General features: G+C 62.0%; 11 protein-coding genes. 8 read left to right on the top strand and 3 right to left on the bottom strand.

Annotation, left to right across the window (positions count from 1 at the left end; translation table 11 throughout):
• On the bottom strand, nucleotides 1-558 hold a 558-nt coding region (locus tag KVY23_RS17310), incomplete at its 3' end, for a biotin carboxylase N-terminal domain-containing protein (protein ID WP_308071096.1).
• Nucleotides 559-667: 109 nt separating this feature from the next.
• Nucleotides 668-1,609: a PDR/VanB family oxidoreductase gene (locus KVY23_RS17305; protein ID WP_230557583.1), complete on the bottom strand. Its 942-nt coding sequence runs from the start codon at nucleotides 1,607-1,609 to the stop codon at nucleotides 668-670.
• A 165-nt stretch (nucleotides 1,610-1,774) separates the two neighbouring features.
• On the opposite strand from KVY23_RS17305, the gene KVY23_RS17300 reads away from it, so the two are divergent.
• The 3 genes from KVY23_RS17300 to KVY23_RS17290 are packed head-to-tail and all read left to right on the top strand — an operon-like array spanning nucleotide 1,775 to nucleotide 4,474.
• Nucleotides 1,775-3,004, top strand: coding sequence for an acyl-CoA dehydrogenase family protein (locus KVY23_RS17300; protein WP_230557582.1), 1,230 nt, complete (start codon nucleotides 1,775-1,777; stop codon nucleotides 3,002-3,004).
• Between the two features lie 31 nt (nucleotides 3,005-3,035).
• The gene (locus tag KVY23_RS17295; protein WP_230557581.1) at nucleotides 3,036-3,572 is read left to right on the top strand and encodes a YiiD C-terminal domain-containing protein; all 537 of its coding nucleotides are present in this window, start codon (nucleotides 3,036-3,038) and stop codon (nucleotides 3,570-3,572) included.
• Nucleotides 3,573-3,577: 5 nt separating this feature from the next.
• Entirely contained in the window at nucleotides 3,578-4,474 is an 897-nt protein-coding gene (locus tag KVY23_RS17290; protein ID WP_230557580.1) for an alpha/beta fold hydrolase, read from the top strand.
• Here KVY23_RS17290 and KVY23_RS17285 read toward each other — a convergent pair.
• Nucleotides 4,462-5,811 (bottom strand): MFS transporter, encoded by a 1,350-nt coding sequence (locus tag KVY23_RS17285; protein WP_268995212.1) that lies wholly within the window; start codon nucleotides 5,809-5,811, stop codon nucleotides 4,462-4,464. The genes KVY23_RS17290 and KVY23_RS17285 overlap by 13 nt on opposite strands.
• Before the next feature lie 351 nt (nucleotides 5,812-6,162).
• Between KVY23_RS17285 and KVY23_RS17280 the strand changes: the two genes are divergently transcribed.
• Genes KVY23_RS17280 through KVY23_RS17260 form a run of 5 tightly spaced genes read left to right on the top strand, consistent with a single transcriptional unit; the run spans nucleotide 6,163 to nucleotide 11,496 of the window.
• Nucleotides 6,163-7,338, top strand: a complete 1,176-nt coding sequence (locus KVY23_RS17280) for an ABC transporter ATP-binding protein (protein WP_230557578.1) — start codon at nucleotides 6,163-6,165, stop codon at nucleotides 7,336-7,338.
• 46 nt (nucleotides 7,339-7,384) lie between these two features.
• Nucleotides 7,385-8,758, top strand: coding sequence for an ABC transporter substrate-binding protein (locus KVY23_RS17275; protein WP_230557577.1), 1,374 nt, complete (start codon nucleotides 7,385-7,387; stop codon nucleotides 8,756-8,758).
• Nucleotides 8,759-8,813: 55 nt separating this feature from the next.
• Nucleotides 8,814-9,683, top strand: coding sequence for a metallophosphoesterase (locus KVY23_RS17270; RefSeq protein ID WP_230557576.1), 870 nt, complete (start codon nucleotides 8,814-8,816; stop codon nucleotides 9,681-9,683).
• A 54-nt stretch (nucleotides 9,684-9,737) separates the two neighbouring features.
• On the top strand, nucleotides 9,738-10,652 hold the full coding sequence (locus KVY23_RS17265) for a carbohydrate ABC transporter permease (RefSeq protein ID WP_230557575.1): 915 nt from the start codon (nucleotides 9,738-9,740) through the stop codon (nucleotides 10,650-10,652).
• Nucleotides 10,642-11,496 (top strand): carbohydrate ABC transporter permease, encoded by an 855-nt coding sequence (locus tag KVY23_RS17260; protein ID WP_230557574.1) that lies wholly within the window; start codon nucleotides 10,642-10,644, stop codon nucleotides 11,494-11,496. The genes KVY23_RS17265 and KVY23_RS17260 overlap by 11 nt, the downstream gene beginning before the upstream one ends.
• Nucleotides 11,497-11,542 lie beyond the last annotated feature (46 nt).

Below are 11,542 nucleotides of genomic sequence, written 5' to 3'. Positions count from 1 at the left end.
AGCGAGTTCGAGTTCGTCCTCGGCGAAGACCTTGCGGATTCCTCTCCCGCCGCCGCCGGAGCGGGCCTTGATGATCAACGGATACCCGATCGCCGCCGCGTGACGGCGGGCATCGGAGCGGGTGTGCACCGGACCACCGGACCACGGTGCGACCGGGACACCGACCTTCTCCGCCAAAAGCTTCGCCTCGACCTTGTCCCCCAACAGACGCATCGCATCAGCGCAAGGCCCGATGAAGGTGATGTTCAACCGGGCCACCAGATCGGCGAACGCCGGATCCTCCGCCACGAAACCCCAGCCCACCCACACCGCGTCCGCACCGGACTCGACCAACGCACGCTCGAGCTCACCATGATCGAGATACGCCGAACCCACCTCCGGCTTACGCAACACCACCGCCTCATCCGCAGCACGCACGAACATCGCCCGCCGCTCGGAATCGGTATGCAACGCCACCGTCCGGATACCGTAGTCGTACTCGGCGTTGAGTTCCTTCACAGCCCTGATCAGGCGAACCGCCGCCTCACCCCTGTTGACTACTGCAATCCGCTTGAACACCGTGGCTCCTCGATAGGTATAAGTTCTACGGTCGATACGCTTCGGGCGCTCGCAGGGTGTGACCGATCTGAAATGGTCAGCAAAGTCGAACGCAAGGAAAGAGGAAAGCTCAAAGATCAAGCAAGAGAACGGACGATGCCGAGGCGCGAGAGACGCACACCATCATCGACTCCCCACGAGCGCGTTCCTCGTCGGAGAGCACGGAGTCACGATGAATCGGAACGCCATCGAGAACTTTGATCTCGCAAGTGGAACAGGTGCCCTCTCGGCATGACGTCGACACCGACACACCCGATCGCTCCAGCGCGTCTGCCAACGTCTGTTCGGACTCGACGCGAATCACTTTGCCAGTGCTCGCGATCCGAACGTCGAACGGGACATCCGGCCCGTCGAATGCGTTCGCTCGGGGAGCGAATCGTTCGACATGCAAGCTGCCCTCGGCGATACTCTCGACCGCCGCAAGTAGCGGTTCCGGTCCACAGCAGTAGATCTCCGTCTGCGGACCCACTCCGGTCACGATCTCCGCCAGCGGAAGGAGTCCGACCTCGTCCTGCGGGAGAATGGCCACGCGATCCCCGTACGCTGACAGTTCCTCGGTGAACCCCATTGTCGCGCGGGACCGTCCGCCATAGAACAAGCGCCAGTCAGCACCGGCCCGCTCCACCGCTGCGATCATCGGGATCAGTGGGGTGATTCCAATACCCCCGGCAACGAACGCATACCGTGCAGCTTCGACAAGCGGAAAGTTGTTGCGCGGCATCGACACCGACAGCGTAGCGCCGGGATGCGCGTGCTCGTGCAAGAACCTCGAACCACCCCGGCCGCCTTGCTCGTTCAGTACGCCGATTCGCCACCGCTGCCTGCTCTCCGGCGATCCGCACAGGGAGTACTGCCGAACCTCGTCGACGCCGACTCCGACATCGATATGCGCTCCTGCGTGCCACTCGGGAAGAACGCCTCCCTCAGGAAGCTCGAGCTCGAGCGAGACTACGTCGGTGGCCTCGAGCGTTCGTTCGACGACGATCACAGTGAATCGGCCGGCTTCCAACATAGGTCTCGAACTCCTTCGATTGCTCACAGCAGCAAGTAGTGGATGCAGCTCGAGTCTGATGCGGTCGCCGCGCATGTCGCACAGCGACTCTCTTCATCCGATTCAAACGATCGGCATCAGCTATCACGGCGGCCCTCGAGGACAGGCCCAACGAGACTCGGGGCCATGAGCACTCTCGAGAGCGGAACAATACCCCGAAGCGAACTTCCAGAACCCGAAGCCGCACCCAGCATCGACCGTCCCGCGGCCGCTCACCTGGCCACCAAGACCTCGGCGTTCATTGCCGAACATGTAATCCCGGTTGAACGGGAGGTTATCGTCGACGGACGGATCGTGGACGATGCCCTGCGACTCGACCTGCAGCGCAAAGCGAAGGCTGCGGGAGTTTTCGGCCCCCTGTCCGAAACTCGATACGGTGGACTCGGACTCGACATGCGGGCGCAGGCACTCGTCCTCGAGGCCGCAGGCGCAAGCCTCCTCGGCCCCCTCTCCGTGAACGGTTCCGCACCGGACGACGGGAACATCCACCTGCTGCGAGATGCCGGCACGACCGAACAGAAAGAGCGCTACCTCGCGCCACTCGCGGCCGGCGAGACTCGATCTGCGATCGCTATGACAGAGCCGGCTCCTGGGACCGGATCGGACCCATCGATGCTCCAAACCACAGCGCGGCAAACCGATTCCGGGTGGGTCATCACAGGCGACAAGCACTTCACCACCGGAGCTGACGGCGCAGATTTCATCATCGTCGTTGCTGCCACACCTGCTGGCCCAACGATGTTCCTGGTCGACCACGACAACCCGGGCTTCCAGGTCGGCCGTCGTATGCCCACTCTCGACCACAGCATCCCTGGGGGTCACTGTGAAGTCACCTTCACGGACTGCGAGGTTGCTGCCGACGCCGTGCTCGGAGAGGTTGGCAAGGGCATGCTCTACGCCGGCGTTCGGCTCGCGCCGTCTCGTCTGGTGTTCTGCATGAACTGGCTGGGTCTTGCCGTGCGGGCACACGAAATGGCAGCACGCCACATCGTCGGCCGATCATCGTTCGGCGTTCCGATCGCCGATCACGGAATGGCGCAGGCACACGTTGCCGACAGTGAGATCGATATCGAAGCATCCAGGGGCCTCATTCGCTGGGCCGCCGAGATCATCGATACTCAAGGGGCTGACTCCTCGAATGCGCGTCACAGCGCATCGATTGCCAAGACCTTCGTATCCGAGGCAGTGTGGCGGATCCTCGACCGATCAGTGCAGTTGCACGGCGGTCTCGGCGTGTGCGAAGACCACCTTGTCGCGAGATTTCTGGTGGAAGCACGCGCATTTCGGATCTACGAGGGGCCATCGGAGGTCCTCCGCTGGTCGATCGCACGGCGAGTATTGCGCCCGTTCCGCTGACGTTCAGCCAACACAAGAAAAGGAGCACACCATGTCCCTGTCCACTGCCGACCGAAACGTCGGAAGGTTCGCAGCCGCGTTCGGCGCCATCGATTACGATTCCCCCGACTACGAGCTACTCCGATCCGTCGCCGATACGCTGGTTCCGTTCGGCGCTCATATCGGTACGTCCATCACCGAAATAAGCCCGGACCGCGCCGTCGTCGAGATTCCCAACGCTCCACATGTGGTCAACCACATGGGCACCGTGCACGCGGGGGCGCTGTTCACAGCAGCTGACATCGCAGGAGCTGCTGCCGTTGCCGGCGCAGCTGCCACCGGCCTGCACCTCATCGACAGTCTCGTGGTGCGCGGGGCGACCGCGTCCTACCGAAAGCCAGCCAGCGGGCACATCCGAGCAATTGCGACGGTCGACGAGCGCGAGTTGAGGGCGATTCTCGGGGCCACATCCAACCAACGATTCGAACTCACCGGCAAGGTCACGGTCTTGAACGACGAGGACACAACCGTCGCCAAGTTCACGTTCGACTACGTGTGCGACGTCGTCGTCACCGACGGGCAGGGGTGAGCAAGATGTCTGCAACCTCGGGAACCCGTCGTCCGTCGGAGTACTCCACGCTCGAGGCGCTGCCTGTCACCGTCTCGGGAGACATCAACTTCACCGTCCGAATTCTGCGGGCTGTCGATCCGTCGGCACCGGTCGTGTTGATTCTTCCTGCCATGGTCATGAAGGCGAAGCACTACATGCACCTTGCCAAAGCATTTCATGGTCAGGGTTTTTCGGTGGCACTGTGCGATCTGCGCGGGCAGGGCGAGAGCAAGCCCCCACTGCTCGAGCAGCCGAACTTCGGCTACCGCGAGATGATAGAGACCGACCTCCCGGCAATCAATGCGGTGATTCGAGAGACATTCGTAGACAGCGACATTCATCTGTTCGGCCACAGCCTCGGCGGGCAACTCGCGCTGCTCTATTCAGCTGCCGAACCTGGGGCTGTCGATAGCGTCACTGTGATCGGCACCGGAACGGTCTACTGGCGCGCTTTCGGTATGCGTCGCTGGTTCGAGGCACTACGCGACATTCAGTGGATCGGACTCGTTGCACGATTCAAAGGGCATTGGCCGGGGGGAGTTCTCATCCCCGGAGCCATGGCAGGGCGCGTCATGGTCGATTGGTCTCGACATTCGCTGACCAGCCGGTACCGTCCAGCTGGCTCGTCTCGCAACTACGACCGCCTGCTTGCGGCGATGACGACACCTGTTTTCGCAATATCGCTGGAAGAGGACCTCCTCGGGCCCAAGTCGAACGTCGACTTCCTCGAATCCAGGATGACTTCGTCACCGGTCACACGCTGGCACATCGACGGAGATTCTCCGGTAACCCATCGCGACCACTTCGAATGGATCAAGGACTCCGGGGCAATCGCAGCGGTCGCATCCGACTGGATCCGGACCGGCGACTACGTCGCTTGACCTCGACGCTCCTTCGCCTTTGACGGTCGAAGCGCTACAACGGTCATGATGACCCCTGCCAATGCTCCCAACGCAGCGATTGCGAATGTCGCGGACATCGACGTCACCTCGCTACCCACGCGAGGTGACGCGATGGCCGCGATGGCGACCCCGAACACAGCGCCGAACTGTCTGAAGGTGTTCATTGCGCCAGATGCGGCGCCCACCCACTCCGTCGGTACTGCGTTCACCATCGCGGCGATGGCTACCACGCCACCGGACAACGGGATTCCGATGCCGAGCAGTGCGAGCGCTACGCCGTACACCGCGAACGGCATCCCCGCCGGAATAGACATCAGCCCGAGCAGTCCGACACAGATCGAACCGAGCCCCACCAGCATCGTCGCCCTGATTCCGAGGCGACCGGCGACGTACGATGCCCCGAGCGAGCCGGCCCCGATGGCACCGAAGAGCGGAAGGAACTGCAGTCCTGTCTCCATCGGACTCAGTCCCAAGGCGCCTTGTAGATGCAGAGTCAGTATGAACAGCACGCCGTAGAGGCCGAAAAGCCCGAAGAAATTGACAGCGCAGGCAACGAACACTTCGGGGATGCGCAACAACCCGGGGGGCAGCATCGGCGTCTCGGTGCGACGTTCCCACCAGACGAAAAGCATGAGCGCTGCGGCGGCCACCGCCGTAGCGAACAGGACGAAGGGGTGCGTCCAACCCTGATGCGGACCCTCTACGAGTGCCAGCGTCGCCCCGGCACCGACCGCAACGAAGAAGACTTGTCCGATCACGTCGACTTTTCCTCTGCGCGCGACTGATTCGACGCGACTCGACATGCGCAGCGCGATCCAGGCGCCCAGCGCAATCGGGGCGTTTATCCAGAACAGTGACTGCCATCCCGCAGAGGACACCAACACCCCACCGACCAGAGGCCCGAGGGCGAGCGCGACTCCCGCGGTTCCGCCCCAAATCCCTATGGCCTTGGCACGGGCACGTGGGTCGGGGAAATTCTCTGTCAACGCAGCGATGGACAGCGGAACTACAACCGCAGCGCACGCACCTTGCAGTCCACGTCCAGCGATCAGCACATCCATCGTCGGTGCGATGGCACACGCAACCGACGCGAGGCCGAATGCAGCGGTCCCGCCCAACAGAATTCTGCGCGTACCGAACCGCGCGCCCAGCAACCCACCCGACAAGAGCAAGCAAGCGAACGCCAAGGTGTACGAGTCCAAAATCCACTGGGCAGCAGTATCGCCGCCGCCGAGGCGATCAGTGATTGTCGGAATTGCCACTGGCGCGATACTGGTATCGAGGTAGATGATGAATGTGATTGCGCAGATTCCCATGAGGAGGGTGCGCTGTCGAGATCTATCTGAATATTGGGTTCTTCCGTCGCGTGTAGTGCTATCCGAAGTCACTCGAACATCGTAGGTTCAAGCTACTCAGCTCAATAGCTGATAAACGCTTTCAGGGCACTTGATAGCAGATTTCTATACTCGCAGATGGCGGCGGCAAAGAGTCGACCAGCCGTGGCCGGAAGATCTCGATCGCAACTACGCCGAATCCTATCGAAGCAGATCAGAGCGTCCGAGCATTGTGTCTTCCGGTGATGCGGGGAATCGGTGTTCACCTGGACGACATGACCGGGTGTTGTCATATTCCGTACTGATCACACGCACGGCTTGGGAGATAAACTGGTGAGTCGCATAAATATCACTTCGGTGTCGAAGAAATTCGGGGACACGCATGCGATTGCCGACCTCACCCTCGATATCGCGGATGGCGAATTCATGGTCCTCTTGGGACCGAGTGGGTGCGGCAAATCTACGCTTCTTCGCATGGTGGCGGGGTTGACTCAGCCATCGACCGGCCGAATTATGCTGGATCGAACAGATATAACGTCAGCCCCTCCACGTCAGCGCAATCTCGCAATGGTCTTCCAGAGTTATGCGCTCTACCCCCACCTGACGGTTGCGAAGAACATAGCGTTCCCGCTCCGCACTCAAAAGAAATCACGAAAGTCCATAGCGGAGAGCGTCTCCTCGGTCGCAACGATGCTCGGTCTCACCGAACTGTTGGGTCGCCGACCCGCCGAGCTGTCAGGAGGCCAACGGCAGCGAGTTGCGTTGGCTAGAGCAATGGTTCGTGAACCTGGCGCATTTCTCATGGACGAACCACTGTCGAATCTCGATGCGAAGCTGCGCAGCGCAACCCGCAGCGAACTCATCGAGTTGCATCGCAAGCTCGGCACCACCTTCCTCTACGTCACCCACGATCAGGTCGAAGCCATGACCATGGCTACGCGCATAGCACTGATGAACGCCGGTCGTATCGAGCAGGTGGGTACGCCCGCCGAACTCTATGACACCCCTCGATCGACGTTCGTCGCAGGCTTTCTGGGTGCGCCGCCGATGAACCTGATGGACGCCGACGTGGTGCACCGCGGTCACGAGCTGTACGCGGAAGCGACGGACTTCTCGGCAGCCCTGGGCATCGCGAACCAGAGCGTAGTCGATCGCCGCGCAGTAATCTTCGGTGTCCGACCAGAGCGTGTTCGACTTCGTCCCAATGCGATCGACTGCGCTGAGAGTGACGGTGCTGCCGGCATTACCGGCACAGTCGCGACCGTGGAGTATCTGGGCGGCGAGGAGCTCGTGCACGTCGCAGTGGGTCCGAACACCCTGTGCGCGAAGGTCACCAGCCCCAGTGGTGTCAAGGCCGGCGATCGGGTCCAGCTCGAGCTGGATCCTTCCGACATTCACCTGTTCGACCGAGATACCCGCCGTCGGTTGGTCTGGCAACACGACGACGAGGTCACCGAGTTCGACCAAGACTTGCACGTGAATGCAAACACACCTGTGTTCACGGCTTGAAGCTGTCCATCCCTCTTACCGTCCAACCTCTCTCAGGAGCAAAACAGTGAGCAAAACCTTTCTGGGTGTGAGTGCCCTCATCACGAGCGCACTCCTCCTTACCGCATGTGGGGGTCTCGGCAGCACAACCACGGAGGAGACGTCTGCTTCCGCGGCGGTGCCGGAACTGGCCGATGATCAGTCGGTGTCGATCGTGTTCGAGAGCTACAACTATGGCCTCGCCGGTGCGTGGACCGACACGTTCAACACGCTCATCGACGAGTTCCACGAGCAGCACCCGAATATCGAGGTCATCGCGCAGAAGCCGCAGGGCAACAGCCCGAACCCGGCGACGGACACGGTATCGAGCATTCAGAACCAGACGGTCGCGGGTACGCCCCCGGACGTTGCGCAGCTCGGCTTCAGCGACTTGGACTTCACGATCAACCAGCTCGGCGCCAAGTCGCTCGACGACCTCTTCGGCAAAGACGAAGTACAGAAGAACTTCGACGGAACGGAGCACGCATACGCTCCCAAGGCGCGCGTTCTCGCCGATTGGAACGGGGCCACATACGGAATCCCGTTCGTGTTCTCCACACCTGTGTTCTATTACAATGCAACTCTTTTCGAGCAGGCCGGGCTCGACCCGGATTCCCCGCCCGAGACGTGGGAGCAGGTCGCCGACGCGGCGAAGGCGATCGCCGAGCGCACCGGCAAGGGCGGCGTCTACCTCGATTGCCTCACCAAGTCCGCGAAGGACTGGTGCTACCAGAGCCTGGTCCGGTCGAACGGGGGGCGCGTGATCTCCGAGGATCGGAAGACGCTCGAGTTCGCGGATGAAGCAGCGGTCGAAGCGACAACCATGGCCCAGCAGCTTGTGGCCGACGGGGCGACACCGGTGTTGAGCCAGAAGCAGGGCTACGAGGCGTTCGCCCGCGGTGACATGGGCATGCTTCTCGAGACCAGTGCAATCCAGGGGATGTTCGTCAAGGGTGCCACCGGCAACTGGGATCTGCGCTCCACCACGATGCCGTCGTTCGGAGACAAGCCGGTCGTCCCGACCAATTCGGGTGCCTCGCTGTTCACCTTCGCATCCGATCCAGCCAAGCAGCGCGCGTCGTGGGAGTTGATGAAGTTCCTCACCAGCGAGGAGTCCTACATCACGATCTCCCAGGGGATCGGCTACCTCCCGCTGCGCACCGGACTCGTCGACGATCCTGACGGCCTTGCGGACTGGGCAGCGAGCAGCCCGTTGAACGAACCGAACCTCGAGCAGCTCGAGAACATGGAGCCGTGGGTGTCGATGCCTGGCAACAACTATCTGCAGATCCGCGACGGAATGATGGACGCCGTCGAGTCGATTGTCTACCAGGGTGCGGACCCCAGCTCCACGCTGAAGGCAGCACAGGACCAGGGCACAGAGCTTCTTCCGACCTCGTAGCCGGGCCTCACAGCCCGACCGACCAATCCGACGCCCGCCCACGAAAGGACGCGAAATGCCCGGACCAGACTTCACAGTCGTTCACATCACCGACACCCACATCGGCCGCGAAGGCGAAAAGGTGCACGGTATCGTCGACACGCTCGACAACCTGCAGACAGTGCTCGATCGTCTGGTTTCGTCCGGGCACCGCGTCGACGCGCTCGTTTTATCCGGTGACCTTACCGACAACGGCGATCCGGACGCCTACCGCCGACTGCGCGAGGCAATCGCGCCTGCCGCAGACGAACTCGGTGCCGAGGTCGTTTACGCGATGGGCAATCACGACGACAGGGAGAGCTTCGCACACGCGCTGCTCGACCTGTCGCCGTCGGATCTTCCCGTCGATGCGCACCGGCCGATCGACACCGTTGTTCACCTGCGGGGCGTCCGTATCGTCGTCTTGGACAGCACCACTGCAGGACGGCACGACGGGCGGCTCGAGCCAGGCCAGCTGAAGTGGCTGACCGAGGTACTGGCCGAACCGGCGCCCAACGGGACGCTTCTGGTCCTGCACCATCCACCGATCCCGTCACCGGTGACATCGGTCGATTCGCTCAAGCTGCAGAACTCCGAACACCTCGAGGCCGTGCTTCTCGGGACGGACGTACGCATGGTCCTCTGCGGACACTCCCACCACACCTGTTCGGGCTCGATCGCGGGCATTCCGGTGTGGGTGGGGCCGGCGATGTCCTACCGAGTCGATCCGGTCCCGCCGGTCGGTCGCCATCGCGGCGTGGTCGGATTCGGTTTCACCCGTGTAGACATGTTCGGCTCGTCCGTCGTCGCCACTGCGGTAGAGGCCACGCCGGCGCCTGCGGTGTACGACGAATCGATGCAGGACGTCCTCGACAAGCTGGCCGCACTGTCACTCCGGGCGGGGTAAGCGGTGTTCGTCACGGCTCTGGACCATCCCCAGCCTTCGTCCGAGACCGTAGGAATGCCTGCAGAACCTGTTCTCACGCTGCGGGAACCGGTTCTCGAACGTCTTCTTCGTTCGGCTCAGCCCTACCTGTACCTGGCGCCGGCCATATTCTTCCTCGTCGTGTGGACGTATCGCCCACTCGTGCAGGCCGCCCAGTTGTCGACATACTCGTGGAATCTTCTTCCCACGTCACCGATGACGGCAGTGGGCGCGGACAACTACCGCCGGTTGCTCGAACTACCGGCCGTCGGAGACTCCATCTGGCGCACAGTTGTTCTGATCCTCGCTCTGTTGCCGTTCTCGATAGTCCTCCCGGTCGTGGTCGCCTTCTCGACCCGTGGTGTGCGCGGCCGTTCGCGGGTGGTGTATCAAGCCATCATCTTCGCGCCGTTTCTCATCGCGCCTGTCGCGGGGGCCGCGGTGTGGCAGTGGTTGCTCGATCCGAGCGCCGGGATGGTCAACCGTGTCCTGGGTTCGGACCGCAACTGGATCCAGGACACGAGCACGGCCCACTTGGTGATCATCATCATCACCGGATGGCATTTCCTCGGATTCGCGGTGCTCGTGGTCTCCGCCGGAATGGCTGGTGTGAACAGCGACTATTCCGAGGCGGCGCAGATGGACGGTGCGTCGCGGTGGCAGATCGATCGCTGGATCACGTTTCCGCTGCTCTCCCCCACGTTGGTCTTTCTCACCCTCATGACCGTGCTGCTCAGCGCGCAGTGGACGTTCCCCTTGATCGACACGCTGACCCAGGGTGGACCGTCCCAATCCACGACGAACATCTACTACCTGCTTTGGGACTACGGATTCAACAGCTTCGACGCTGGACTGAGCGCCGCGGCGGGCATCGTGTTGTTCGTGGGATTCGGCGCAGTGGCCGGCATGCTGGTCTGGCTATCGGAACGGGTGACCTTTCATGACAACTGACGCCCAGGAGGAATCCGGGACGGCGGTCCGGCAGACCGGGACGGTGATACAGCGCATTCGGGGACATGCAGTTCTGATCGTGATCGCCTTCCTCTGCGCGGTCCCGATCTACTGGCTGTTCGCGACATCGCTGCGCAGGCCAGAGGACATCTACTCGCTGTCACCGTTCCCGTGGCCCCTGTCGATCGAGAACTACACCGATGCCGCCGCCAAGGTGGACATCCTCGGCCTTCTGTTGAACACTCTCGGGGTCGCGGTCGCCTCTGCGACAGCGCAGCTACTCATTGCACTGCTCGCCTCGTACGCGTTCGCCATGTACACCTTTCGGTTTCAGAAGGTCCTGTACCTCGCGTTCGTCGGAACGTGGCTGGTGCCGTTCCAGGTCACCATGCTGCCCAATTATGTTCTGCTGTACCAACTGGGGCTGATCAACACACTCGCTGGTGTGGTGGTACCGACACTCTCCTCGGTTCTCGCCGTGTTGATGCTGCGCCAGCACATGACCAGCTTCCCCAAGGAACTGTTGGCGGCCGCGCGGATGGATGGAAGGTCGTCGTGGTCGATCCTGTGGACGGTCGTGGTGCCGAATCTGCGTCCGGCGCTGGCAGCGTTATCCATCCTTCTTTTCATCAACTCGTGGAACGAGTACTTCTGGCCCGCAGTGGTGCTACAACGCAGCAACTCGGTTCTCCAGCTGGGATTGCGAAGCTTCATGGGAACAGAGGGCGATGACTGGGGCCCGATGATGGCGGTGGCCGGCATGGCATGCTTGCCGGTCTTCGTGCTCTACATCGTGCTGCAACGCCACATCGTCAACGCGTTCGTACGATCCGGCCTCAAGTAAAGACACAAGCACGGAGTTCGGGCAGGCTGCTCATCGCTCAGCGGTG

It is taken from the genome of Rhodococcus sp. I2R (assembly GCF_020889545.1).
GTDB lineage: Bacteria > Actinomycetota > Actinomycetes > Mycobacteriales > Mycobacteriaceae > Rhodococcoides.
The sequence above is the reverse complement of the archived record's forward strand: the minus strand, read 5'-3'. Positions and strand labels throughout refer to the sequence as shown.

What these genes read in the sequence shown, in the direction of transcription:
- KVY23_RS17305 (WP_230557583.1), bottom strand. Translation starts at nt 1,609, where the DNA reads ATGTTGGAAGCCGGCCGATTCACTGTGATCGTCGTCGAACGAACGCTC.
- KVY23_RS17300 (WP_230557582.1), top strand. Translation starts at nt 1,775, where the DNA reads ATGAGCACTCTCGAGAGCGGAACAATACCCCGAAGCGAACTTCCAGAA.
- KVY23_RS17295 (WP_230557581.1), top strand. Translation starts at nt 3,036, where the DNA reads ATGTCCCTGTCCACTGCCGACCGAAACGTCGGAAGGTTCGCAGCCGCG.
- KVY23_RS17290 (WP_230557580.1), top strand. Translation starts at nt 3,578, where the DNA reads ATGTCTGCAACCTCGGGAACCCGTCGTCCGTCGGAGTACTCCACGCTC.
- KVY23_RS17285 (WP_268995212.1), bottom strand. Translation starts at nt 5,811, where the DNA reads ATGGGAATCTGCGCAATCACATTCATCATCTACCTCGATACCAGTATC.
- KVY23_RS17270 (WP_230557576.1), top strand. Translation starts at nt 8,814, where the DNA reads ATGCCCGGACCAGACTTCACAGTCGTTCACATCACCGACACCCACATC.
- KVY23_RS17265 (WP_230557575.1), top strand. Translation starts at nt 9,738, where the DNA reads ATGCCTGCAGAACCTGTTCTCACGCTGCGGGAACCGGTTCTCGAACGT.
- KVY23_RS17260 (WP_230557574.1), top strand. Translation starts at nt 10,642, where the DNA reads ATGACAACTGACGCCCAGGAGGAATCCGGGACGGCGGTCCGGCAGACC.